The sequence below is a fragment of the Xenorhabdus sp. Sc-CR9 genome, from assembly GCF_963897815.1.
GTDB lineage: Bacteria > Pseudomonadota > Gammaproteobacteria > Enterobacterales > Enterobacteriaceae > Xenorhabdus.
In genome coordinates, this window is record NZ_CAWQTY010000179.1 from 13557 (window position 1) to 38005 (window position 24449).

Sequence of the window (24449 nt, forward strand, 5' to 3'; positions counted from 1 at the left end):
CTCTTTTAATTAAGAGTCGATTTTTTTATGGAAAATAATTTAATAATTGATTATCTATGGTTTTTATTTTTCATATAAACAATGAATAATAAACAACAAAATAAGGCATATATAAATCGTTTTTATTTATTTTATTTGCCCTTAATTTAGGGCAGAATGCGTACAACAAGAGCTGAAGCGTTTTTTATCAACTATTATTTTTTATCAACGATTAGTTTGATAATCTCATTTAGATTTACTTATTAATTCCATCCATCTATACCCAATAAGTTACAAGTTATGGTTTGGCGGAAAAGGTACTAATCCCACAGAATGACTTATTAAGTCTTTAATCACTATGTGGTTGGGGTTAGTTAAATTGACCACTAGAGCAGCAATTTGAAAGATGAAAGGTATAGCTAATGACTTGTCCCAAGAAAATTAATCGTGCTTTGCCTTGAGACAGCTTGCAATTAACTAGACGGTGAATTATGTACGTTTTTATTATGCGTCACGGTGATGCTACTTTAGATGCAATCAGTGATATAGCGAGAGAATTAACTCCACGTGGTTATCAAGAATCCCGGGAAGTAGCATGCTGGCTTTCACAACAAATATCTGACATTGACTCTGTTTTGGTCAGTCCCTATATCCGTGCAGAGCAGACGCTAAAGGTAGTTCGCGAAAAATTGGTTCTGCCAGACAACCAAGAAGTGCTGGCTGAATTAACACCATCGGGCGATGTGGCACTGGTAGCCAGTTATTTACAGGTTCTGGCAACGCAAGGGCATAAAGCTGTATTAGTCGTTTCTCATTTACCGTTAGTCGGTTATTTGGTTTCTGAGCTTTGCCCCGGACAAACACCCCCGATGTTTGCTACATCCAGCATCGCTTGTGTGGAATGGGAGCGGAAAACGGAGAAAGGTCGCTTATTATGGCAAATTTCTCCGGCACAGTTAGCCAACAAAACCTAACGTTATACAGAAGAAAAACTAACGCTGTGTAAGCTCATCCAGTTCTACCAAAATGAGCAATGCAGCGTTCCCTCCCCATTCTTTGGGGGCTTGATGGAAAGCAATGATATCCGGATGTTGGGCAAGCCATAATGGTGTTTGTTGTTTAAGGATATGTTTGCCATGACCATGCATAACACAGGCACAATAAACATGCTCACGACGACAGGCTGCGATCAAAGCGCCTATTTCCTGCTTAGCTTGTAATTGAGTTAACCCATGTAAATCAAGGAACAGTTCAGGGGGATAATCCCCTCGGCGCAATTTTTTCAATTCATAATGATTGGCACCTTCTTTAACATAGCGGGTTGCTCCTTCTGTATCGAGATTAGGCTGGAACTCATCAGAAAAATAGTAACTGGCATCAATCTGCTCTTGCATAAGGCGTTCAGGAGCGACATGACTGACTTTTTTTCTTTTCGGAGTATGCAAAACCGTATCGTGGACAATTCGGCGGGTTCCTGTTACAGATTTTCTGAATAGTTCAACATCTTCTTCGTTTAGTAGGTTCTTCTTCTTCATTACTCGTCAATTCACTAACAAATTTTGATAAGTGTACCTGATTTTCTGTGATTTTTCTTAGAAGCTATCGTCTTAAGGAACAAGATAAACATAAAATGATTTGACAAACATGCTTGGTTATAAAATAAATGTATATACAACATAAAGGCTGATGTTAATAAGAAAAAATAACAGGAAGAGAGTAATGTCGATTGAACTGAAAGATACCGATGTTATTTGGCGTAATGCCAGACTTGCCACAATGAACCCTACAATTAAGCACATTGATGGTAAAAGTAATTATGGAATGTTAGAGCAGCATGATCTAATTATCCGGGATGAGAAGATCTTGGCAGTTTTACCGACAGAGAGTGTGCCAAGCAAAAATTGTAAAATTATTGATGCAGAACAGCGGTTAATTACTCCCGGCTTAATCGATTGCCACACCCATTTAGTTTTTGGCGGTAATCGGGCATCTGAATGGGAAATGCGCTTGAATGGAGTTTCTTATGAAGAGATTAGTGCCGAAGGTGGGGGGATTAATTCAACGGTCAATGCAACGAGAAACAGCCCTGCCCATCAATTGGAAATCTCTGCTCAAAAGCGGCTTGATGCTTTGATTGCTGAAGGTGTGACAACAGTAGAAATAAAATCAGGTTATGGATTAGATCTGGATAATGAAGAAAAGCAGTTGAATGTCGTGCGAACGTTGACACAGAAAAATCCCATCGAAATTAGCCCAACATTACTCTCAGCCCATGCGGTTCCACCCGAATACAAACACAATCCTGATGCTTATATTGATTTAGTTTGTGAAACCATTCTTCCTGCGCTCTGGCAGAAAAAGTTATTTGAATCTGTAGATGTGTTTTGTGAAACAGTCGGTTTTAATATTGACCAGACCAAGCGCGTGTTTGATACCGCAAAACGGTTAAATATTCCCGTAAAAGGTCATGTTGAACAACTTTCTAATTTAGGCGGCAGTGAATTAGTGGCTGAATATCAAGGCTGGTCAGTTGATCACATTGAACACTTAGATGAAAAGGGAATTGAAGCCATCAGCCGCAGTGGAACAGCCGCAGTGTTACTGCCGGGAGCATTTTATTTCCTGAGAGAGACGAAGCGTCCCCCCATCGCATTATTGCGTCAATATGGTATTCCAATGGCTATTTCGACAGATTTCAATCCAGGTACCAGCCCATTTGCTTCTTTGCGTCTGATTATGAACATGGCTTGCGTGCAGTTTGGTTTGACTCCAGAAGAAGCGTGGCAGGGTGTGACGATCCATGCAGCCCGTGCATTAGGGCGAGTTGATAGCCATGGTCAATTGACCGCTGGTTATATGGCTGATTTTGTTGTCTGGGATGCCGAGAATCCGGTTGATATTTTATATGAATTGGGACGCAATCCATTGGTTTATCGTGTTTATCGCGGTGAAATCACAAACCATTCTCACTTAGATAACGATTGCAATGATTAACAGTGGCGAGGAATAGAATATGAACTTATGGCATCCAACATCGGAGAATATTTGGCAAGGGCGTGATGATCTTGCGGAAGCTGAGAATGCTCTGCGAGTATTCCAGACAATAAAACAACCCGCCAGTTTTTCCCCAGAAGAGTTTCCGCACCATATTGCCTTATTGGGATTTGAGTGTGATGAAGGCGTCAAACTGAATCAAGGACGTCCGGGAGCGAAATCAGGGCCTGAATATTTGCGTCAATCATTGGCAAATCTGGCTAGCTATGATGGCCATGAGCGGCTGGTGGATCTGGGAAATATCCGGGCTGATCCTGAAAAATTGAGTGAAGCACAAGAGGCGCTTAGTGATGTGGTATATGAGTGCCAGCATCATAGCATGAAAACGCTGATTTTTGGTGGCGGGCATGAAACGGCATTTGCTCATGGAATGGGGATATATCGCGCGTTTCCGACTCAGCGTGTTGGTATTATCAATTTTGATGCGCATCTGGATCTACGAAATTCGTTACAACCCACATCAGGGACGCCATTTAGGCAGCTTGCTCACTATTGTCAGCAGCACCAGCGTCCATTCAATTACACTTGTGTCGGGGCCAGTTTGTCATCGAATACTCAAGCGTTATTGGATGAGGCGAATCATCTTGATGTCACAATTATTTGGGATACTCATTGTGTCGAGTCGATGCTGGATAAGGTACAACAGCAATTGCAAGATATAATTAATCAAGTTGATATTATTTATATGACTATCGATTTGGATGTGCTGCCAATTTGGCAAATGCCAGCAGTTTCTGCACCAGCGGCATTGGGTGTTCCGCTAGAGCGTTTATTGCCATTGGTTCAACTCATCTGCCAGAGTAAAAAATTGCAAGCTGTGGATTTGGTCGAACTCAACCCTTTGTATGATATTCAAGGAATGGGAGGCAAGGCGGCGGCGCGTCTCGCATGGCAATTGGTGCACTGGTGGAATAGATAAAAGTGGAATAGATAAAAGTGGTCTGGATAAAAAGTGAGAGGCAAGTAATTGTGGCAGCCAATTTATCAGATGAATTTGTCAAGCCAATACCTTTGTATGCGAAAGTCAAACAAACAATTATTGAGAAAATTTATACAGGGGAATGGAAACCGCATGATCGGGTTCCTTCTGAAGCTGAATTAGTCAAACAATTTCACTGTAGCCGCATGACTGCCAATAGGGCATTGCGGGAGCTTACAGCAGAAGGTTTTCTATTCCGCCTGCAAGGGGTAGGTTCGTTTGTTTCTGAGCCGAAAGGACAATCCGCTTTGTTTGAAATTCACAGTATTGCGGATGAAATTATCTCACGCTCTCATCAACATAGTTGTAAAGTACTGAAACTTTCTGAGGTGAGTGCCAATATAACGCAGGCTGCGGAATTTAGTATTGCGGTAGACGCGCCTCTCTACCATTCGATTATTTTACATTATGAAAATGATGTGCCTGTGCAAATTGAAGATCGCTATGTCAACGCTCAGGCTGCGCCGGAATATTTGAGGCAGAATTTCAGCCAACAAACTGCCCATGATTACTTATCTCAAGTAGCTCCTTTGACAGAGGGAGAGCATATTGTTGAAGCTGTTGCGGGAGATGCCCGTTCTTGCCGATTACTGCAAATTGAGGCAAATGTGCCTTGTTTGTTAATCAGCCGCCGAACTTGGTCGAAAGAATTTATTGTTTCTAGTGCTAAGTTATTGTTTCCCGGACATCGATATAAATTGAAAGGTCATTTTAGTTCATAATCTGTCCGTTAAACTGTAAAAAGCCTCTTTTACCTTTTTTGGGTTGAAGAGGTTTTTTTATTAATTCTTGTAAATATAATGTAAACAAAATGTGATTTGAAACACAAAATCAGTAAAAACATTAATCTGCTTATCACAGAATAAATCATCATCACCTTATTGATATTTATAATAAATGATAATGTGTTCCATATTATCGGCTTTATCTGTGTCACATTTTTTTCTATTGAATATACATGTATATACAACTATACAATTAACAAAATTCATAAAGATAAAATAGGAAAACCGTGACGATGCAAAATAATAAATTCAGCAACGTAACCATTCGTGCCCCCAGAGGGGCGCAACTCACAGCAAAAAGCTGGCTGACGGAAGCTCCACTCCGCATGCTCATGAATAATCTTGATCCGGATGTAGCTGAAAATCCCAATCAATTGGTCGTTTATGGCGGAATAGGCCGTGCAGCCAGAAACTGGGAATGCTATGAAAAAATCGTTGAGACCCTGAAAAATCTGGAAAATGATGAAACCCTGCTGGTGCAATCAGGTAAACCGGTGGGCGTGTTCAAGACGCATGAGAATGCGCCGCGTGTATTGATTGCCAATTCGAATCTAGTTCCACATTGGGCAACATGGGAACATTTTAATGAATTGGATGCCAAGGGATTGGCGATGTATGGACAGATGACAGCGGGTAGCTGGATATACATTGGTAGTCAGGGCATTGTGCAGGGCACTTACGAAACGTTTGTAGAAGCCGGTCGCCAACATTACAACGGTAATTTAACCGGACGCTGGGTATTGACTGCCGGGTTGGGTGGAATGGGCGGGGCACAGCCACTGGCAGCAACTTTGGCTGGGGCTTCTTCATTGAACATCGAATGTCAGCAAAGTCGCATTGATTTTCGTCTGCGTACTAAATATGTGGATGAACAAGCCGCTGATTTAGACGATGCTTTGGCCCGTATTGAACGCTATACCCGGGAAGGAAAGACTGTATCGATAGCATTGTGCGGTAATGCCGCAGAAATCTTGCCTGAATTGGTACGTCGCGGTGTCCGTCCTGATATGGTGACAGATCAAACCAGCGCACATGACCCGTTACATGGCTATTTACCGGTAGGTTGGACATGGGAGGAATATTGCCGTCGTGCTGAGACAGAGCCGGAAGTCGTGGCTCAGGCTGCGAAATCCTCCATGGCTGCGCATGTTGAAGCTATGTTGGCCTTCCAAAAACAAGGTATACCGACTTTCGATTATGGCAATAACATCCGTCAAATGGCAAAAGAATCCGGTGTTGAAAATGCCTTTGATTTTCCGGGTTTTGTGCCTGCTTACATTCGTCCCTTATTTTGCCGTGGGATTGGGCCTTTCCGCTGGGCAGCACTTTCCGGTGATCCTGAAGATATTTATAAAACTGACGCTAAAGTCAAAGAACTGTTGGCAGATGACACCCATTTACATCGTTGGTTAGACATGGCAAAAGAGCGCATTAGTTTTCAGGGTTTGCCTGCGCGTATTTGCTGGGTGGGTCTGGGAGATCGCGCTAAATTGGGATTGGCATTCAATGAAATGGTACGCAGTGGGGAACTTTCCACTCCGATCGTGATTGGCCGTGACCACCTGGATTCAGGCTCTGTAGCCAGTCCCAATCGGGAAACAGAATCAATGCAAGATGGTTCCGATGCCGTTTCTGACTGGCCGTTGCTGAATGCATTGTTGAATACGGCAAGTGGCGCAACATGGGTTTCTTTACATCATGGCGGCGGCGTTGGTATGGGATTCTCCCAGCACTCCGGTATGGTAATTGTTTGTGATGGTACGGATGAAGCGGCAGAACGTATTGCTCGTGTATTGCATAATGATCCAGCAACAGGTGTTATGCGTCATGCTGATGCGGGTTATGAACTGGCTATCCAGTGTGCGAAAGAACAGGGACTGAACCTGCCAATGATTGATGTAAAATAAGGGAGCATTGTTGATTATGAAAAATATTACTATTCATCCGGGTCAAATGACGCTTGAAGAATTACGCCATGTTTATCAGCATCCTGTCCACATTAAGTTAGATGAACAATGTTTCCCTGCTATTGAGAACAGTGTCGCGTGTGTGAATCGCATCATCAGTGAAAACAGGACGGCGTATGGTATCAACACCGGTTTTGGTCTGCTGGCAAATACCCGCATTGCAGAACACGATTTGGAAGAGTTACAGCGCTCGATCGTGATGTCTCATGCTGCGGGGGTTGGTGAGCCTTTGGCGGATGAGATTGTTCGGTTGATTATGGTGTTGAAAATCAACAGCCTTGCCCGAGGTTATTCTGGTATCCGTTTGGAAGTGATCCAAGGATTAGCCGCTTTAGTGAATGCTGAAGTCTATCCCTGTATCCCGAGTAAAGGTTCCGTCGGGGCTTCAGGGGATTTGGCACCTTTGGCACATATGAGTCTGTTGTTGTTGGGTGAAGGTAAAGCCCGTTATCGTGGTGAATGGTTGCCAGCAAAAGCAGCTCTGGAAAAAGCCGGACTCAAACCCATTTGTCTTGTAGCAAAAGAAGGGTTGGCACTGCTCAATGGAACACAAACTTCAACGGCTTTTGCTCTGAAAGGATTATTTGCCGCAGAAGACTTACTGGCATCGGCGATTGTTTGTGGTGCGTTGTCTGTTGAAGCAGCTCTTGGTTCCCGTAAGCCATTTGATGCGCGTATTCACGAAGCCCGCGGTCAGAAAGGCCAAATTGATGTAGCAACCCTATATCGTCTCGTATTGGAAGAGCAAAGTGGTATCTCTGAATCCCACAAAAACTGCCCGAAAGTTCAGGATCCTTATTCATTGCGTTGCCAGCCACAAGTGATGGGGGCTTGTTTAACCCAGATCCGGCATGCTGCTGATGTGATTATGGTTGAGGCTAATGCGGTTTCCGATAATCCTCTGGTATTTACTGAAGAAGATGAAGTGATTTCTGGTGGTAACTTCCATGCAGAGCCTGTCGCTATGGCATCGGACAATCTGGCTATTGCACTGGCAGAGATTGGTTCATTGTCAGAACGTCGTATTGCCTTATTGATGGATAGCAATATGTCTCAGTTACCGCCGTTTCTGGTCGAAAATAGCGGTGTGAACTCAGGTTTTATGATTGCACAGGTAACAGCAGCCGCTTTAGCCAGTGAAAACAAAGCATTGGCACATCCTTCCAGTGTTGACAGTTTGCCAACATCGGCCAATCAGGAAGATCACGTATCAATGGCACCAGCCGCTGGTCGCCGCTTATGGGAAATGGCAGAGAACGTACGCGGAATTTTAGCGATTGAATGGCTGACTGCTTGTCAGGGAATGGATTTTCGCCATGGCCTGAAGAGTAGCCCAATACTGGAAAAAGCCCGTCATATCCTGCGAAATAAAGTGACACATTACGATAAAGACCGCTTTTTCGCGCCGGACATTGAAGAATCTATTCAGTTATTGGCGGAACAGCAACTTTCTGCATTGCTGCCTGCTGGAAAAATCTTAGAAAATTAAATAAAAACACATCGTTTTAGGCCGGCTAAAACCGGCCTTATCGTAGTATTTATCTTTTCCAATCTATACCCAATAGATATCGATCCGCAGTGCGGCAGCAATGGAACAAATCGCCAAGCGTATAGCTCACTATTTGACTGAAGGGAATAAACATAGCCAACAAAACGGTAGCTGGAAAATGGCGGGTATTAATAATAAAAGACATAAGGATAAATCATGCAAAACATTTCACAACTCAAGCGAGGCTTAAGTGTTCGTCACATTCGCTTTATGGCACTAGGGTCGGCAATTGGCACAGGGCTTTTCTATGGTTCTGCGGGAGCCATTAAAGCAGCGGGACCAGCGGTATTGTTGGCCTACGCGATTGGTGGTGCAGCGGTTTTCATGGTCATGCGAGCGTTGGGGGAAATGGCAGTTCATCGTTCTTCTCCGGGTTCTTTCTCTTATTATGCGACTCAATATTTAGGCCCATTGGCGGGTTTTTTGACTGGTTGGACTTACGTTTTTGAAATGCTGGTTGTTTGTCTTGCTGATGTCACCGCATTCGGCATCTATATGAAACTCTGGTTTCCCCATGTCGATCAATGGATTTGGGTACTTGGCATCGTCTTTTTCATCGGTGCGATAAATCTGTGTAACGTCAAAGTATTTGGTGAAATGGAGTTTTGGCTTTCAATCATCAAAGTTGTTGCGATTATTCTCATGATTGCCGGTGGTTTTGCCATTATGCTGTATGGTTTCGGCCAAGAAGCCGATCATGTCACTGGTCTATCAAACTTATGGGAACATGGCGGATTTATGCCAAATGGTATTGCGGGGGTGATCGCCTCGTTTACGGTTGTGATGTTCGCATTTGGTGGTATTGAAGTTATCGGTATTACAGCCAGTGAAGCAAAAAATCCGGAAAAATCCATCCCAAGGGCAATTAATGCGGTTCCGTTCCGTATTTTGTTGTTTTATGTTCTGACTCTATTTGTTCTGATGTGTATCTATCCGTGGAATCAGATAGGACAAAATGGTAGCCCGTTCGTTCAGATATTCTCTAGTTTGGGAATTGAATCGGCGGCGAATATCTTGAATATCGTTGTGATTACTGCTGCGATTTCAGCAATCAACAGTGATATCTTTGGCGCCGGTCGGATGATGTACGGTATGGCTCAGGAAAAACAGGCTCCCTCTTCTTTCACGCAACTGACAAAAAACGGTGTACCGTGGGTCACCGTATTAACCATGTCAGGGATTTTGCTGCTTGGTGTCGTTTTGAATTATTTGCTGCCGGAAAAAGTCTTTTTAATCATTGCATCCATTGCAACATTTGCAACCGTCTGGGTATGGCTGATGATTTTACTGTCACAATATATGATGCGTCGTAAAATGCCGGCAGAAGAAGCGAAACAGCTTAAATTCCCTGTTCCTTTCTGGCCAATCGCACCTGCTCTGACTATTGCATTTATGGCATTTGTGATTGCTGTATTGGGGTATTTTCCCGCTACCCGAATTGCATTGGGTGTTGGAATTGTATGGATAGCCTTGCTGACCATCAGCTATTACCTCTGGGTGAAAAAACCAAATAACAGCTAACCAATCTTATACCACTCTATATACATAGGGTGGTTTTTACTTTCCCGAATACATTTTATTTTTAATCACGCTATCTTCCCTTGAAAGCCCTTTTTCTTAATACGATGTTTTATTTATACCATTTCACCCTAAGACAATTCTCATGCTAAGGAAGCTGATTTGTGTTCGGGATCATGGCAAACTAACAATCTGATATATCTTTTTTGTTATTTGGAGGTGTTTTTTGGATAAGATTTTAGCCGATGAGGCTGTTGCAGAGCTGCATACCATCCTAGATATGTTGCGTTGGTCTACCAGCCGTTTTAACGAATCGAATATCTATTGTGGGCATACCACATGTCATCCGTGGGATGAAGCTTTGCAATTAGTTCTTCCCACGTTGCACTTGCCTCTGGATATTCCGGATTCAATGATGGCTTCACGTCTGACATCAACAGAGCGTCAGCGCATAGTGGAACTTGTCTTGCGCCGTGTTAATGAACGTGTTCCTGTTGCTTATTTGATAAATCGTGCTTGGTTCTGTGGTCATGAATTTTATGTCGATGAGCGGGTTTTGATCCCACGTTCATTGGTTAACGATGTGATTGAAAAACGCTTCGAAGGACTTATCTCACGTCAGCCATCAACAATTTTGGATCTGTGTACTGGAAGTGGTTGTATTGCCATTGCCTGTGCCCATGCCTTCCCAGAAGCTGAAGTTGATGCAGTTGATATTTCTCCTGACGCTTTGGCTGTCACAGAAATAAACATAGAAAATCATAAACTTACCCAACGCGTTATCCCGATTCGTTCAGATCTATTTCATGATATGCCACCAATGAAATACGATATCATTATTACTAACCCTCCTTATGTCGATGAAGAAGATATGAGTGATTTTCCTCAGGAATACGATCATGAACCTGAATTAGCCATGGCTGCAGGTGTAGACGGGTTGGATTTGGCTCGGCGTATTCTGGCTACAGCCCCAGATTTTCTTGCGGAAGATGGAATACTGGTATGTGAAGTAGGTAACAGTATGGTACATCTGATTGAGCAATACCCTGATGTACCCTTTAAATGGCTAACATTCGAACATGATTATGGTGATGGTGTTTTCGTACTGACTCGCCAGCAACTCGTTGAGCATCACGAATATTTCCAGCAATTCAAAGACTGATATTTTTTTCATTCATCCAATGGTTAAAACGGATATTTCATATATACACTTTGTCTTTCAAACTGCCTTTTTGTTGGCTGCGCTCGCTCACCCCGGTCACATAGTTATCTATGCTCCCGGGGATTTGCTCTCTTGCCGTCGCGATGCAACTTGAAATCCATTGTGTATAAATTGTATCTCTGTTCTATGACTCTCGCGCTATAGCTAAAAAGCGTTGCAGCCTAAAAGCTGGAAGGATAGAAAGGTAAATCAATTTGTTGAAATAAGATAGGTTTTAATCATTGGGTGAGTTATTGTTATTCGCTCTCTTTAAATGCATAAATAATGATGGCAGGGTAAGAATGGCAGGAAATAGTATTGGGCAGTTTTTTCGTGTCACTACGTTTGGTGAATCTCATGGAATCGCGTTGGGATGCATTGTTGATGGTGTTCCACCGGGCATTGCTATTACAGAAGCAGATTTGCAGATCGACTTAGACCGACGCCGCCCCGGAACTTCCCGTTATACCACACAACGCCGTGAACCTGATCAGGTTCGCATTCTTTCTGGTGTTTTTGATGGAGTAACAACAGGCACCAGCATCGGTTTGATGATCGAAAATACTGACCAGCGTTCACAAGATTACAGTGCAATTAAAGACGTTTTCCGTCCCGGACATGCTGATTATACTTATGAACAAAAATATGGATTGCGTGATTATCGTGGTGGCGGACGCTCATCTGCCCGGGAAACAGCGATGCGTGTTGCAGCAGGGGCGATTGCCAAAAAATACCTGTTGGAAAAACATGGTATTCTTATTCGCGCCTGCCTGACTCAAATGGGCGATATTCATTGCGAACTGAAAGATTGGGATCTTGTTGAACACAATCCTTTTTTCTGCCCGGATGAGAGCAAATTAACTCAGCTTGATGAATTATTGCGGGCATTGAAAAAAGAAGGGGATTCCATCGGTGCAAAAGTCACTGTAGTTGCTGAGAATGTCCCTGCGGGATTGGGAGAGCCGGTATTTGATCGCTTGGATGCTGATATCGCTCATGCACTGATGAGTATTAATGCAGTAAAAGGTGTGGAAATCGGTGATGGCTTCACTGTTGTTAACTTACGGGGCAGCGAAAACCGTGATGAAATCACAGCCCGGGGATTCACCAGTAACCATGCTGGCGGTATTCTGGGGGGGATCAGCAGCAGTCAGCCGATTGTTGCACATATTGCGCTAAAACCGACTTCCAGCATTATGGTGCCCGGCAAAACCATTAATCGTCAGGGAGAAGAAGTGGACATGGTGACACGTGGCCGGCACGATCCTTGTGTTGGCATCCGGGCTGTACCTATTGCAGAAGCAATGATGGCGATTGTGTTGATGGATCACTTGCTGCGTCAGCGAGCACAATGTGCGGATGTGACACAATCACTTCCTCGCTGGTAAATCAGGACAGTAAAGGATCGTCTGACATAAACTCCGGTCGATGCCGAAAGACATCATAGTGATAGGCAAGCTGTTTCTTGGTGAAATGAATAATGGAATGGTCATTCTTAGGTCCGGAAATTTATGCTTTTCTTTTTTTGGTTGCAATAGTTGCGGGTTTTATCGACTCTATCGCCGGTGGAGGCGGGTTATTAACTATTCCCGCTTTGTTATCGGCGGGTGTTTCCCCTGTTCAGGCATTGGCAACAAGTAAACTACAGGCTGCCGGAAGTTCGTTCTCCGCCAGTCTTTACTTTATCCGCCGTGGTGTTGTGGATTGGCGCTCTCAACGTTTTGCGATTGTCATGACGCTGATTGGTGCTATGTTGGGCGCTTTGCTGGTTCAATTTGTATCACCTGATTTTCTGCGTTATTTACTGCCAATATTAGTGATGATTATCGGTCTCTATTTTCTCTTGGTGCCCAATATTGGCGCTGAGGATCGACAGCATCGCCTTGGCCCGGTTGCATTTGGTTGTTTGGCTGGTTGTGGCATCGGTTTTTACGATGGCGTGTTCGGGCCGGGGGCAGGTTCTTTTTTCGCTCTGTCTTATGTCATGCTTTGTGGCTACAATCTGGCAAAAGCAACAGCCCATGCTAAGGTATTGAATTTTGCGTCCAATATCGGTGCACTGGGTTTCTTTATTCTTGGTGGACAAGTTTTATGGCTGGTGGGTTTTGTGATGCTGATAGGGCAAATGATTGGCGCTCGAGTTGGCGCGAGCCTGGTTCTAAGCAAAGGACAGAAGTTAGTTCGCCCGATGTTGGTAACAATTTCTTTTTTGATGAGCATGAAACTCCTCTATGAGCATTACGAAGAGACTTTCCGTACTTGGCTGGCATTTTATTTTTGATTTTAGGATCCTGAATTAATACATGACTGCACATCATTATCATCAACTGATTGAAATTTTTGATAATTGCTTTAGCGATGACTGTAATACCCGTTTAATAAAAGGTGATAATGAGCCTATTTACCTGCCTTCAGACGATGAAGTGAGCTATAACCGGATTGTATTTGCCCATGGTTTTTATGCCAGTGGGTTACATGAAATCTCACATTGGTGTATCGCAGGAAAAGAACGTCGTAAGCTGGTCGATTTCGGTTATTGGTATTGCCCGGATGGTCGTGATGCGCAAACACAAGGGGAGTTTGAAAAAGTAGAAATTAAACCGCAGTCGTTGGAATGGTTATTCTGTGTAGCCGCGGGTTTCTCCTTTAACGTAAGTTGTGACAACCTTGAAGGCGATTTTGAACCGGATCGTCTAGGGTTTCACCGGAAAGTGCATGCACAGGTCATGCAATATCTTGAAAATGGAATACCCACACGAGCAGAGCGCTTTATTCAGGGTCTACAATCGTTTTACAATACGCCTCCACTAAAAGCAGAACATTTTCCTTACCCGGAAGAGCTTTTTGCTAAATTAAAATAGATTTTGAGGAAAGATAATGCTCGCAGAGTTTGAAACACGCATTCTGGCGCAAATTGATGATATGGTCGAATATGCCAGTGATGATGAATTATTTGCTGGTGGATACCTCCGCGGACATCTGACACTGGCTGTTGCCGAATTAGAACAAGAAGGCGCAAATACGGCTGAACAACTCCATCAACGTGTTGAAGAAAGCGTTCATAAAGCAATTAAAGCGGGTGAATTGACGCCACCGGATCAGGTTTTAATTTTGTCAACCTGGCAAAAATTATTGGATAGCGCGACAGCCTAATTGATTGACACAAAAGACTGACTTGTGACTACTCTCCAAATTGTTAGATTGACAACTTTTCGTTATGTCAGTTGGAATGCCCCTTGTTGAGAGTGGATAAATTGAAATTTGCATCAGGTATGCTGTTTTCTATACCTGATGCAGAAGAATAGGCTGGTTTAAAGTTTTTCTGTTTTAACCGCCTTACCGCGCAGTAGTTTTCTAACCCAAAAGCGATTCGGATGTAAGGCGGCTAATGTTTCATCATCGAGTGGCAATGCTTCCCCAAAAATCTGGCTTGCCAGTAATTCAGCACTTAATGGCGCAGAACATAAACCGCGGGAACCCAATGCTCCAAGAACAAATAAATCAGGGTAACAAGGTGATTCCTCAATAAGTTCATCGGTATTTATCCGTTGAGACAAATTCGCATATTTCTCCATAACTTCACTAAAAACAGGAACGTTCCCAACCATTGGCGTATGATCCCGAATAACACATCGTATGCCTTGTCTGGATTTTCCTTCCGAAATATTAACTTCATGTACCCAATCGACATCAGGAAAACATTTTAATAAACGAGCACGGTTTTCTTGCTGATCGGCAGATGAATATTGAGTATCCAGTTGCTCACGTTGGTAACTGGCACCGATACAGTGATATTGGTTATGGGGATTAACGGGTGTCATATAACCGTCATAACACAATACACTTTTCAGTTGATTAAGACTGGCTGTGGTTGGGATATGGCTAACTTGACCACGGACAGCGGTGACAGGAAGTTTTTGAGTTTGCTCAAACTGTGATAGACAATGACCATTAGCAATAATGACAACATGATGATTTTTCTGTCGGATTTTTTGCTGTGAACTTTTTTGTTTTTGGTACTGAATATGTAACTGCCAGTCATTTTCATCTTGAATTAACTGGAGCACTTTATGATTGAAATGAACCGACATTCCACGTTGTTCGGCAAGTTTAATTGCTGCTTGAGTTAATTGTGCGGGGTATAACCAGCCACCTTGTGGGTAATGTATGCCGCGATAATTAACGTCTAATCCGCTGACTTGGCTTAATTGCTGGCGTTCCATACCAAATGCAAGTTCTTCCGGCCATGATGTTTGCAGCATTTTGTCAATTTTTTTGCCACTTTTCTCATCGTAAGCTAACTGACTAACGCCACACCACTGATGATCAAACAATATAGTGTTATTACTTAATTGATCATACTGACGACGGGCAAAAGTAAATGCGGATGTGAAGAAATGCTCAAGTGGATCGTCACGGCCATTAAGCAGGGGATAGAGAGCAGCTTGCTGATTACCTGATGCATTCTGGGCCGGTTGCTCGTCCTGACAATATAACGTGACCTTTGCGCCACGGCGCAATAACGCCAGTGCAGTCAATGCACTGGCAATACCACCACCGATAATTGCAATATCATCAGTATGAGAAGCCGCCTGGCGGGCAAACCATGGCGTGTGAGCCAGCGAGAGCGGAGGATTTTCTGATGGAGATAAAATACCGGTCAGCATCTCTCTTTTACATCCAAATCCTTTGATCTTCGAAACAGTAAAACCTGCATTTTGTAAACCCCGCCGGACGATTCCGGCAGATGTAAAGGTTGCAAATGTACCTTCTGGACGACAAAATTTTGCCATTGCAGTGAACAGCTGTTCGCTCCACATTTGTGGATTTTTGGAGGGAGCAAAACCATCCAGAAACCAAGCATCAACTTTTCCAGTCAGGCTTGAATTTATCTTAGGCAATAGATCATTTACATCTCCAAACCAAAGATCCAGAGTGATGGTATCATTATCAAGTATTAATCGGTGGCAGCCTGCAAGGTGTAAGGGCCATTGCTGACATAATTGCTCAGAAAACGCCTGAAGTTCCGGCCAACGCTGATGTGCTGTTTTCAGGTCTGTAGGCTTTAATGGGTATTTTTCAAAACTGATGTAATGAAGCCGTTTTAGAGGGGCTTCAGGGTATTGCTGTCTGAAGAGCGAAAAAGCTTGCCAAAGTGTCAAAAAATTCAAGCCAGTACCGAATCCCGTTTCAGCAATGACGCAGTTTGAATGGTTATGGGTGTTAAAGCGTTGAGGGAACTTATTACCTTTCAAAAATACATATAAAGTTTCTTCTAAACCATCTTGATTTGAAAAATAAACATCATCAAACTGTTCTGAAATAGGTGTGCCCTGCTCATTCCAGCTTAGGGCAGCGCTGCTGATAGCACTGTTTTTCACAATAATGCCTGTATTGTTGACAATAATATTATAAGGATTTTAGCGGTCTTCATCTGGTTGCACCACCCGTGTGAGAGCTTTATAACTAAGTCCAGATCAATGTTTCCATGAATTTTTAACCTGATCGGACTTGTTCGGCGTACAAGTGTACGCTAAAGTGCGGGGGAATAAATCCCGCAGGTAAACATATTGATGAGGTAAGTAATGAGACGTGCAGTAATCACTGGTCTGGGGATTGTATCCAGTATTGGTAATAACCAGGAAGAAGTGCTTGAATCTCTGAAAGAAGGCCGTTCAGGGATAACTTTCTCAGAAAAGTTCAAAGAAATGGGTATGCGTAGCCACGTTTGGGGCAATGTTAAATTGGATACATCAGGTTTGATTGACCGTAAAATTCAACGTTTCATGAGCGATGCCTCTGTTTATGCTTATCTGGCAATGGATGAAGCAATTAAAGATTCAGGTCTGTCCGAAGAACAAGTTTCCGATATTCGTACAGGTTTAGTTGTTGGTTCAGGTGGTGGTTCCCCCTATAACCAAGTTGCGGGTTCGGATGGTATGCGTGCCCGAGGGTTGCGTGGTGTTGGGCCTTATATGGTTACACGCGCAATGGCTTCCGGTGTCTCAGCTTGTTTAGCAACCCCCTTTAAAATTAAAGGTGTTAACTACTCCATCAGTTCTGCCTGCTCGACCTCAGCACACTGTATCGGCCATGCTGTTGAGTTGATCCAACTTGGTAAGCAAGATGTGATTTTCGCTGGTGGTGGTGAAGAATTGAGCTGGGAAATGGCTTGTGAATTCGATGCAATGGGAGCACTTTCCACTAAATATAATGAAACACCAGAACGAGCTTCCCGTACTTATGATCAGAGTCGTGATGGTTTCGTGATTGCAGGCGGTGGCGGCATTGTTGTTGTTGAAGAATTAGAACACGCATTAGCCCGCGGTGCGCATATTTACGCTGAAGTCATCGGTTATGGTGCCAATTCTGATGGTGCTGATATGGTTGCACCTTCTGGTGAAGGGGCTGTACGCTGCATGCAGATGGCATTAGACAATGTTGAAGGTGGCGTAGATTACATTAATACCCACGGAACTTCGACACCAATCGGTGATTTGAAAGAATTGGAAGCCATCAGAGAAGTTTTTGGTGATAATACGCCTGCTATTTCTGCCACTAAAGCGATGACAGGGCATTCATTGGGAGCGGCGGGCGCTCATGAAGCGATCTACAGCCTGTTGATGCTGGAGCATGGCGTTATTGCGCCAAGTATCAATATTGCAGATCTGGATGAAAAAGCCGCGGGTATGAATATTATCACTGAGCCTACCAAACGCGAGCTAAGAACAGTCATGTCCAATAGCTTCGGGTTTGGCGGCACAAATGCATCCCTGGTGATGCGCAAGTATTCAGACTAATGCTTTAAAATTATCAGTTATACACAATGGATTTCAAGTTGCATCGCGACGACAAGAGAGCAAATCCCCGGGAGCATAGATAACTATGTGACTGGGGTGAGCGAGCGCAGCCAACAAAGAGGCAGTTTGAAAGACTAAGTGTATAAAATGAAAGCCAGTCCATTGATTATGTGGATTGGCTATTTTAGTTATGATGCTTAGTTATGATGCCACGATTTTATTGCGGCGTTTATTAATGATACGCAAAGCAGGTGGAATAATAATCACCAATATTGCCAGAATCAGCAAAACTTGAGCGATGGTACTGCTCCACAGGATCTCAAAATTTCCATTACTGATTGATAGCGCCCGTCGCAGGTTCTGCTCCAGCATTTCGCCTAAGACAAACCCTAAGATGAGAGGTGACATTGGGAAATTCATTTTTCGAAGGATATAACCGAAAACACCTAACCCAACCATCAACATAAGATCGAATGTGGTACTGTGAACGGCATACACCCCAACTGACGAAATAATGGCTATTGAGGGAACCAAAAACCACATTGGAACATTCAGCATACGGGTAAATAGCCCGATCATCGGAATATTCATGATCAGTAATAAAATATTGGCAATCAGCAAGGCGGCAATAAGCCCCCAGACGATATCTGGTTGCTCAGTGAACATTGTGGGACCGGGTGTAATATTATAAAGCGTCAACGCGCCTATCATTACAGCGGTTGTTCCTGAACCGGGAACACCGAGAGTGAGCATCGGGATGAATGAACCACAGGCTGAAGCATTGTTGGCGGCTTCCGGCGCAGCCACCCCGCGAATATCGCCTTTGCCAAACGAATCACTGTTACCGCTAAGCCGTTTCTCCGTCATATATGTGATTGCACTGGCGATGGTTGCCCCGGCACCAGGCAATATACCGACGAAGAAACCAATTACTGATGACCGTAATGTTGGCCCAATACAGACTGAGGCTTCTTTTCGATTAAATAACAGGCGTCCGGTTTTGCTTATCACTTTTTGCCCGGTAGAAGTGCTTTCCAGCATCAACAAAATTTCACTGACTGAAAATAAACCAATTACGACAACGATAAATTGAATACCATCGGAGAGATGTACGCTATCGAAAGTGAAGCGATAGACGCCAGTGTTTGAATCTACGCCTACGGTAGCTAAACTTAAACCAATTAAAGCGGCCAATAACGACTTAACCGGGTTTTGGCTCATCATGCTGCCGAGACAGGCAATGGCAAAAATCATCAGTGCAAAATACTCAGCGGGTCCGAATGCCAAAGACCATTGTGCCAGAAGAGGGGCAAATAAGATGATGCCAGTGATAGCAAGAAGTGAACCACAGAATGAACTGACGGCAGAGATGGAAAGCGCAATACCTGCACGTCCCTGTTTTGCCATAGGATAACCGTCCAGAGTTGTCATAATAGCAGCAGCATCTCCCGGCACATTCAGCAGTATTGAGGAAATACGCCCCCCATATTCACAACCAATGTAGACAGTTGCCAATAAAATCAGGGCGGATTCAGCAGGTAATTTTAATGCAAAAGCCAGTGGCAGCAGGATCGCTACCCCATTAATGGGGCCAAGACCGGGTAGTAAGCCAACAATAGTGCCAATAAAACAGCCGATTAACGCAATAATCAGATTTTTGGGAACCAGTGCTACTTCAAAACCCTGACTCAGATATAACCAAGTATCCATCTTTGTCTCCTTAACTGAGCCAGTGACCTATGGGTAGAGTGACATCTAACAGACGATCAAAGGCAAAAAAGAGTGAAATTCCAAGAAATATGCCGGAAATAACTGCCGAGAGTAACGTGGCGTTAAATAGCAATGCCACGCTGATGGTCAATAATATTGTTGCCAGAGGAAATCCCAGCCATTCAAACAACCAGGCATAAATGACCAGTGATGCAATCAACAAAACTAAGCGACGTAACACTTGTGGTGTTGGCCAGTAGACAGGATCAGTTTTTTTAAATAGTAATAAGAATGAACAGAATGCCATTAATGAAATAATAATGATTGGGAATGGTCGCGGACCCAAAGGTTCGTAGCTATATTCACTATGAATTCCCCAGGCAATAAACAGCCCTATTCCACATAGCACCAACCACACAGTAGCAAAGATACGATCGCTCATGATGGTACTCCTGCTACTTTGCTAAACCAAAGGATTTGGCCATATCATGGTATTGGACAACTTGTTTTTTCACATACTCATCCAGTTCGTTGCCAGTCATATTGAATTCAAATAATCCACGCAGATCGCGCTGTTTTTTGAACTCGGGAGTTTGCTGTAGCTTTTTAAAGGTATCGATCCACCATTGGTATTGCTCATCAGAGACTTTCGGGCCTACATAAAAACCTCGGATAACTGGCCAAACAAGGTCACAGCCTTGCTCTTTTGCTGTTGGAATATTTGCCAGATTGCCGTTCAGGCGTTTATCGGCATAGACAGCAAGAATGCGAATTTTGTCGCCATTAAGATAAGGTAAGGTTTCACCCAGATCGCCAGAAACAACTTGAATATGGTTGCCCAGCAGGGCCGTGATGGGTTCTCCACCGCCTTCAAATGCGACATAGCGCATTTTGCGAGGATCAATACCCACTTCTTTTGCCAGTAATGCTGTTTTCATCCAATCCTGACTTCCGATAGAAGCACCTGCACCAAATACAATTTTGTCGGGTGCTTTTTTGAAGGCATCCATCAGGTCTGTCAAAGTTTTGTAAGGAGAATCATAACGCACAGCAATCATACCGTAGTCTGTACCCACACTGGCCAGCCAACGCACATCATTGACGTTGTAACGGCCGAACTTTCCTTGAGCAAGATTCAACAGAGAACCGCCGGAAAAAGCGACAATCGTACCCGGTTCAGCAGGTCGCTGAGCGATGATGGCATTGTAGGCAACCGCACCGACACCACCGGGCATAAATGTGACTCTCATTGGAGAGTTGATGGCATGGGTCTCCAATAGTGAAACCTGAACTAATTTGCAGGTTAAATCAAAGCCGCCACCCGGCTTGGCTGGAGCAATACATTCAGTTCTACTGGGAACGTTGATGGCAAAGGCATGAGTACAAAGGAGTAGGCTTGCAGCGATTAATAATGTTTTGAATGTTTTCATTTTGATTCCTCACAAAGCGCCGGTAAGGGAGATGAGTGACAAATTCCTGGCGCATGCTTATTTATAATAATGAAACCTTTCAATTACCTTTCATTAACAAAAAAATTATCTGGATGTGACATTAGTCGCCTAATTTGCGCAGAACTTCGCATTGGCATGTTAATAAGATGTTTCTATTTTTATTAACCTACAGACAATTTCTAAATGTTAAGATTGCAATTGTGCAATAACTCCGGCTTTATTTCTTTGGTTGATTTTTTATATTAGGTATCAGTCAATAAAGAATAAATATAGATCTGGCTCACATGGCAAGATGGAATGAAAGTATTGCGCACGATGGCAGAGCAGAGGGAGATGTTTTTAATATGCGTCTTTTATTAGTTGAAGATCATCCTGATTTATCACATTGGTTATATAAGGCATTAAGTCATTCTGGGTTTGTAGTTGATTTGGCTGAAGATGGTGTTGTGGCGGATCAGCTTTTGCAGACTGAAAATTATGCCTTACTGATTCTGGATGTTGCTTTGCCGAGGTTGGACGGTATCTCTTTGTTATTGCGGTTGCGGAAACGGGGGCAAAATTTACCTGTCTTGTTATTGACAGCTAACTCGGGTGTTACGGATCGTGTGAAGGGGTTGAATTCAGGTGCCGATGATTATTTGACCAAACCTTTTGATTTTCAGGAATTGGAGGCTCGCATACGTGCGTTGTTGCGGCGTAGCTCTGGTATTCAACAAGAAACCCTGAAATTCGGCTCATTGGTTTATGAAGATGAAGGTTATTTCTTATTGGATAATGTGCCGTTAGCACTTACTCCCAGAGAATTATCAGTTTTAACAACTCTGTTTCAGCGCAGGGGGCGTCCTGTTTCGAAACAACTATTGTTTGAACAGGTATTTTCTCTGTCGGACGATGCAAATCCACAGAGCATTGAACTGTATGTACATCGATTACGGAAAAAATTACTCAACAGTGATGTAGGAATCGGAACATTACGTGGATTGGGATATCGGTTAGAGCGGCAGGAGCAATGAAATATTTCAAAATACCACGGTTATTATTCCATCAATTACTGCTGTTTTTGGGGGTGCCGTTACTGTTATTTGGCTGTGCTTCGGTTTATAGCCAGTATATTAGCGTGAGGAATGCCACAACGCTGGCTTATGATCGGGCATTGCTTGCGTCAGCAAGGACGGTTGCAGAACGTTTGATCGTCGAGAACAAACATTTGATTGTTGATGTGCCTTATGTTGTGTTGGATAGCTTTGAACGAAATACGAATGATCGACTTTACTATCAAGTTATCTCGCCAGAAGGTAAAACGATTTCTGGTTATGGTGACCTCCCCCCCATACCAAAAAATATCCGGCGTTCACCATTGTATACGGCGCTTGCGTATTTTTATGATGCGGAATATCAGGGGCAGCCGATACGTGTGGTAGCGATGTACCAGCCCATCAATGACGGAGGCATCATGGGCATGGCATTGATATTGGTGGCTGAAACGGTGATTTCCCGCCAATACATGGCTCAGCAATTACTGATTTCTTCGTTAGTAAGCCAAGGGTCAGTCGTATTGCTGACATTGCTCCTTGCTTACATCCTGTTAAAACAATTACTTAAACCATTGCGAAAACTTTCTGGCATTATGATCCACCGCTCCGCCAATGATCTTACCCCTTTGCCGGATATTTTGCCGTGGCCTGAACTTTCGTTATTACTCCGGGCCTTCAACCGATATATCGAACGGTTGAAGCTAATGATGAGTCGTCAGGAACGATTCAGTGCTGATGCATCCCATCAACTCAGAACACCTCTCGCTGTATTGAAGACTCAAGTTGCAGTGGCGCACAGTGAGCAAGATCCTACCCAGAGAGAAAAAATTCTGGCAGCGATTAACAAAAGTCTGGATAACATGATTTCACTGACTGAACGCCTGTTGCAACTGTCTCAGCTTAAAGTACATGAAAAGGAAGCCATACAGAATTATCAGCCCGTCAATATTGTAGAATTGTTGCAGCAAGCCTGCTTTTCCCGTCTGCAACAAGCAGAAAGTAAAAAGATAGATTTGGGCTACGAAGGGGAGGAGAGCTTATGGATAAAAGGTGAGCCTTTATTGATCGCGGAAATGTGTGCCAATTTATTGGACAATGCCATCAAATATACCCCACAGGCGGGAATCGTGACCGGCAGGATCAGCATGAACCCAGACAAAAAATATTGTTGTCTTGAAATCGATGATTCAGGGCCGGGTATCGCACAGGAAGACATTGGTCAGTCGCTTATGGCTTTTAACCGTCTGGATAACGCAGCAGGGCTGGAAGGGACTGGACTGGGGCTGACCATCGTCAAGGAAATCAGCCTGTATCACGGTGCCACTCTCCAGCTTCTGCCCAGTGAGGCACTGGGGGGCTTACTGGTCAGAATTGTATTCCGGCTTTCTGCGTGTGAGCGGGATACGTAACTGCTGTGCGAATATCACGCCTGCCAGCACAATACCTCCTCCAATGAGGTGGTAGCTGTGCATTTTTTCATTGAGAGCTACGATAGCAATAATGGCAGTGAATACTGGAGCCAGATTCATAAAGATCGAAGTCATGTTTGCACCAATGCGAACCACACCCTGTATCCACAGATAAGGTGCGAGAATCGATGCCGGAATGCCGGCAAACAAGACAAGAGAGATATTATCGGCTGTTAGCCGGACATTTTCTGCCATCATGAAATTGGGCAAAAGCAATAAAACACCGAAGCCAATTTGTACGTAAAGTGATTGCCAGTTAGGTAATGGAATTGCCCAGCGTTTTGTCAATACGCCATATAAAGCGTAAGACGCTGCTGCAATAAACATCATGATCTCTCCAATGCCCAGACCATGTTGTAATAAGGAAGCCGGTTCTCCCTTGCTGACCAGCCAAACAAGTCCGAATAGAGAGAGCATCGTGCCGAGAGTAATACCCACTGTAGGGGGGACTCGTAAAGCAAAGATACTGATAATGACAGTCAATAATGGAATCAATGAAGTGAAAATGCCTATCAGTGTTGCACTGACCGTATGGGCTGCATAGTAAGCAAGGCTTTGGTTGAGCACCATCCCCAGCGAACCAAGAATCAACAGCTTCCACCAATATTGAGCCACTATTTTCCGCTGTTTCAGGACAGGCAATAAGATAAAGGGAGTCAAAGTCAGGAAGGCAATAAACCAGCGGTAAAAAGCAATTGCAGCCGGTTCAATTAAGGTTGCGGCAGCTTTACTGACAACCGCATTGATTGACCAGATCAATACAGCGATGAGGGGAAACAATAGATTCTTCATTGAGCTAATTTTTTATATGAGTGTATCGTTTATCTAGAGCGTGTTGACCTTTGTTGTACATGTTTCAATCGACCCACATAGGGAGCCACATGATTGAAAATGCCAAAGCAACGAGACTTTCATAATTTCTTGCTAATTTGTCATACCGAGTAGCTACTGCT

Annotated in this window: 21 protein-coding genes and 1 pseudogene; 15 read left to right on the plus strand and 7 right to left on the minus strand. The window is 43.7% G+C overall.

Going from position 1 to position 24449, the window contains the following annotated elements:
- Positions 1–470: 470 nt before the first annotated feature.
- Complete coding sequence (gene sixA / locus AACQ81_RS11695) at positions 471–953, plus strand: phosphohistidine phosphatase SixA (RefSeq protein WP_237387356.1); 483 nt, start codon at positions 471–473, stop codon at positions 951–953.
- An 18-nt stretch (positions 954–971) separates the two neighbouring features.
- Here the strand turns inward: sixA and smrB are convergent, their stop codons facing one another.
- Positions 972–1514, minus strand: a complete 543-nt coding sequence (gene smrB, locus AACQ81_RS11700; RefSeq protein WP_237387357.1) for an endonuclease SmrB — start codon at positions 1512–1514, stop codon at positions 972–974.
- 184 nt (positions 1515–1698) lie between these two features.
- Here smrB and hutI point away from each other — a divergent pair, with 184 nt between their 5' ends.
- The 11 genes from hutI (at position 1699) to AACQ81_RS11755 (ending at position 14185) form a co-directional block, all read left to right on the plus strand.
- A complete protein-coding gene (hutI, locus tag AACQ81_RS11705) occupies positions 1699–2973 on the plus strand; it encodes an imidazolonepropionase (RefSeq protein WP_237387358.1) in 1275 nt (424 codons plus the stop codon).
- Between the two features lie 19 nt (positions 2974–2992).
- The gene (gene hutG, locus AACQ81_RS11710; protein ID WP_237387359.1) at positions 2993–3952 is read left to right on the plus strand and encodes a formimidoylglutamase; all 960 of its coding nucleotides are present in this window, start codon (positions 2993–2995) and stop codon (positions 3950–3952) included.
- A gap of 50 nt (positions 3953–4002) precedes the next feature.
- Entirely contained in the window at positions 4003–4734 is a 732-nt protein-coding gene (gene hutC, locus AACQ81_RS11715) for a histidine utilization repressor (RefSeq protein WP_443089556.1), read from the plus strand.
- 290 nt (positions 4735–5024) lie between these two features.
- The gene (gene hutU / locus AACQ81_RS11720; RefSeq protein ID WP_237387360.1) at positions 5025–6704 is read left to right on the plus strand and encodes a urocanate hydratase; all 1680 of its coding nucleotides are present in this window, start codon (positions 5025–5027) and stop codon (positions 6702–6704) included.
- A gap of 16 nt (positions 6705–6720) precedes the next feature.
- The gene (hutH, locus tag AACQ81_RS11725; RefSeq protein WP_237387361.1) at positions 6721–8253 is read left to right on the plus strand and encodes a histidine ammonia-lyase; all 1533 of its coding nucleotides are present in this window, start codon (positions 6721–6723) and stop codon (positions 8251–8253) included.
- A 216-nt stretch (positions 8254–8469) separates the two neighbouring features.
- Positions 8470–9834 carry an amino acid permease gene (locus AACQ81_RS11730; protein ID WP_237387362.1) on the plus strand — a complete coding sequence of 455 codons (1365 nt, stop codon included), beginning with the start codon at positions 8470–8472 and terminating at the stop codon, positions 9832–9834.
- Positions 9835–10057: 223 nt separating this feature from the next.
- Positions 10058–10993, plus strand: coding sequence for a 50S ribosomal protein L3 N(5)-glutamine methyltransferase (gene prmB, locus AACQ81_RS11735; RefSeq protein ID WP_237387363.1), 936 nt, complete (start codon positions 10058–10060; stop codon positions 10991–10993).
- A 341-nt stretch (positions 10994–11334) separates the two neighbouring features.
- On the plus strand, positions 11335–12420 hold the full coding sequence (gene aroC / locus AACQ81_RS11740) for a chorismate synthase (RefSeq protein ID WP_237387364.1): 1086 nt from the start codon (positions 11335–11337) through the stop codon (positions 12418–12420).
- A 92-nt stretch (positions 12421–12512) separates the two neighbouring features.
- On the plus strand, positions 12513–13313 hold the full coding sequence (locus AACQ81_RS11745; protein ID WP_237387365.1) for a sulfite exporter TauE/SafE family protein: 801 nt from the start codon (positions 12513–12515) through the stop codon (positions 13311–13313).
- 22 nt (positions 13314–13335) lie between these two features.
- A complete protein-coding gene (locus AACQ81_RS11750) occupies positions 13336–13893 on the plus strand; it encodes an elongation factor P hydroxylase (RefSeq protein ID WP_237387366.1) in 558 nt (185 codons plus the stop codon).
- A 16-nt stretch (positions 13894–13909) separates the two neighbouring features.
- Positions 13910–14185: a YfcL family protein gene (locus tag AACQ81_RS11755; protein ID WP_237387367.1), complete on the plus strand. Its 276-nt coding sequence runs from the start codon at positions 13910–13912 to the stop codon at positions 14183–14185.
- Positions 14186–14343: 158 nt separating this feature from the next.
- On the opposite strand, the gene mnmC is transcribed toward AACQ81_RS11755, so the two are convergent.
- Positions 14344–16413 carry a bifunctional tRNA (5-methylaminomethyl-2-thiouridine)(34)-methyltransferase MnmD/FAD-dependent 5-carboxymethylaminomethyl-2-thiouridine(34) oxidoreductase MnmC gene (gene mnmC, locus AACQ81_RS11760; protein WP_237387368.1) on the minus strand — a complete coding sequence of 690 codons (2070 nt, stop codon included), beginning with the start codon at positions 16411–16413 and terminating at the stop codon, positions 14344–14346.
- Positions 16414–16617: 204 nt separating this feature from the next.
- Between mnmC and fabB the strand changes: the two genes are divergently transcribed.
- Complete coding sequence (fabB, locus tag AACQ81_RS11765; RefSeq protein ID WP_237387369.1) at positions 16618–17832, plus strand: beta-ketoacyl-ACP synthase I; 1215 nt, start codon at positions 16618–16620, stop codon at positions 17830–17832.
- A gap of 201 nt (positions 17833–18033) precedes the next feature.
- Here the strand turns inward: fabB and AACQ81_RS11770 are convergent, their stop codons facing one another.
- The 3 genes from AACQ81_RS11770 to AACQ81_RS11780 are packed head-to-tail and all read right to left on the minus strand — an operon-like array spanning position 18034 to position 20972.
- On the minus strand, positions 18034–19542 hold the full coding sequence (locus AACQ81_RS11770) for a tripartite tricarboxylate transporter permease (protein ID WP_237387370.1): 1509 nt from the start codon (positions 19540–19542) through the stop codon (positions 18034–18036).
- Between the two features lie 10 nt (positions 19543–19552).
- Positions 19553–19984 (minus strand): tripartite tricarboxylate transporter TctB family protein, encoded by a 432-nt coding sequence (locus AACQ81_RS11775; RefSeq protein ID WP_237387371.1) that lies wholly within the window; start codon positions 19982–19984, stop codon positions 19553–19555.
- 13 nt (positions 19985–19997) lie between these two features.
- Positions 19998–20972 (minus strand): Bug family tripartite tricarboxylate transporter substrate binding protein, encoded by a 975-nt coding sequence (locus AACQ81_RS11780; protein ID WP_272903077.1) that lies wholly within the window; start codon positions 20970–20972, stop codon positions 19998–20000.
- A 365-nt stretch (positions 20973–21337) separates the two neighbouring features.
- On the opposite strand from AACQ81_RS11780, the gene tctD reads away from it, so the two are divergent.
- Both tctD and AACQ81_RS11790 read left to right on the plus strand, forming a co-directional pair.
- Positions 21338–22006 (plus strand): transcriptional regulator TctD, encoded by a 669-nt coding sequence (gene tctD, locus AACQ81_RS11785; RefSeq protein WP_237387376.1) that lies wholly within the window; start codon positions 21338–21340, stop codon positions 22004–22006.
- A complete protein-coding gene (locus tag AACQ81_RS11790; RefSeq protein WP_237387372.1) occupies positions 22003–23436 on the plus strand; it encodes a sensor histidine kinase in 1434 nt (477 codons plus the stop codon). The genes tctD and AACQ81_RS11790 overlap by 4 nt, the downstream gene beginning before the upstream one ends.
- On the opposite strand, the gene AACQ81_RS11795 is transcribed toward AACQ81_RS11790, so the two are convergent.
- Positions 23386–24288 (minus strand): DMT family transporter, encoded by a 903-nt coding sequence (locus AACQ81_RS11795; protein ID WP_237387373.1) that lies wholly within the window; start codon positions 24286–24288, stop codon positions 23386–23388. The genes AACQ81_RS11790 and AACQ81_RS11795 overlap by 51 nt on opposite strands.
- A gap of 64 nt (positions 24289–24352) precedes the next feature.
- Positions 24353–24449 (minus strand): annotated as a pseudogene (locus AACQ81_RS11800) (IS5/IS1182 family transposase); the annotation flags it as partial.

Bases quoted from the DNA above. Each gene is read 5' to 3' on its own strand.
- AACQ81_RS11755 (WP_237387367.1), top strand. From the start codon at position 13,910: ATGCTCGCAGAGTTTGAAACACGCATTCTGGCGCAAATTGATGATATG.
- AACQ81_RS11795 (WP_237387373.1), bottom strand. From the start codon at position 24,288: ATGAAGAATCTATTGTTTCCCCTCATCGCTGTATTGATCTGGTCAATC.
- hutH (WP_237387361.1), top strand. From the start codon at position 6,721: ATGAAAAATATTACTATTCATCCGGGTCAAATGACGCTTGAAGAATTA.
- smrB (WP_237387357.1), bottom strand. From the start codon at position 1,514: ATGAAGAAGAAGAACCTACTAAACGAAGAAGATGTTGAACTATTCAGA.
- aroC (WP_237387364.1), top strand. From the start codon at position 11,335: ATGGCAGGAAATAGTATTGGGCAGTTTTTTCGTGTCACTACGTTTGGT.
- tctD (WP_237387376.1), top strand. From the start codon at position 21,338: ATGCGTCTTTTATTAGTTGAAGATCATCCTGATTTATCACATTGGTTA.
- sixA (WP_237387356.1), top strand. From the start codon at position 471: ATGTACGTTTTTATTATGCGTCACGGTGATGCTACTTTAGATGCAATC.
- AACQ81_RS11775 (WP_237387371.1), bottom strand. From the start codon at position 19,984: ATGAGCGATCGTATCTTTGCTACTGTGTGGTTGGTGCTATGTGGAATA.
- fabB (WP_237387369.1), top strand. From the start codon at position 16,618: ATGAGACGTGCAGTAATCACTGGTCTGGGGATTGTATCCAGTATTGGT.
- AACQ81_RS11750 (WP_237387366.1), top strand. From the start codon at position 13,336: ATGACTGCACATCATTATCATCAACTGATTGAAATTTTTGATAATTGC.
- AACQ81_RS11780 (WP_272903077.1), bottom strand. From the start codon at position 20,972: ATGAAAACATTCAAAACATTATTAATCGCTGCAAGCCTACTCCTTTGT.
- AACQ81_RS11770 (WP_237387370.1), bottom strand. From the start codon at position 19,542: ATGGATACTTGGTTATATCTGAGTCAGGGTTTTGAAGTAGCACTGGTT.
- hutG (WP_237387359.1), top strand. From the start codon at position 2,993: ATGAACTTATGGCATCCAACATCGGAGAATATTTGGCAAGGGCGTGAT.
- hutI (WP_237387358.1), top strand. From the start codon at position 1,699: ATGTCGATTGAACTGAAAGATACCGATGTTATTTGGCGTAATGCCAGA.
- AACQ81_RS11730 (WP_237387362.1), top strand. From the start codon at position 8,470: ATGCAAAACATTTCACAACTCAAGCGAGGCTTAAGTGTTCGTCACATT.
- AACQ81_RS11745 (WP_237387365.1), top strand. From the start codon at position 12,513: ATGGAATGGTCATTCTTAGGTCCGGAAATTTATGCTTTTCTTTTTTTG.
- AACQ81_RS11790 (WP_237387372.1), top strand. From the start codon at position 22,003: ATGAAATATTTCAAAATACCACGGTTATTATTCCATCAATTACTGCTG.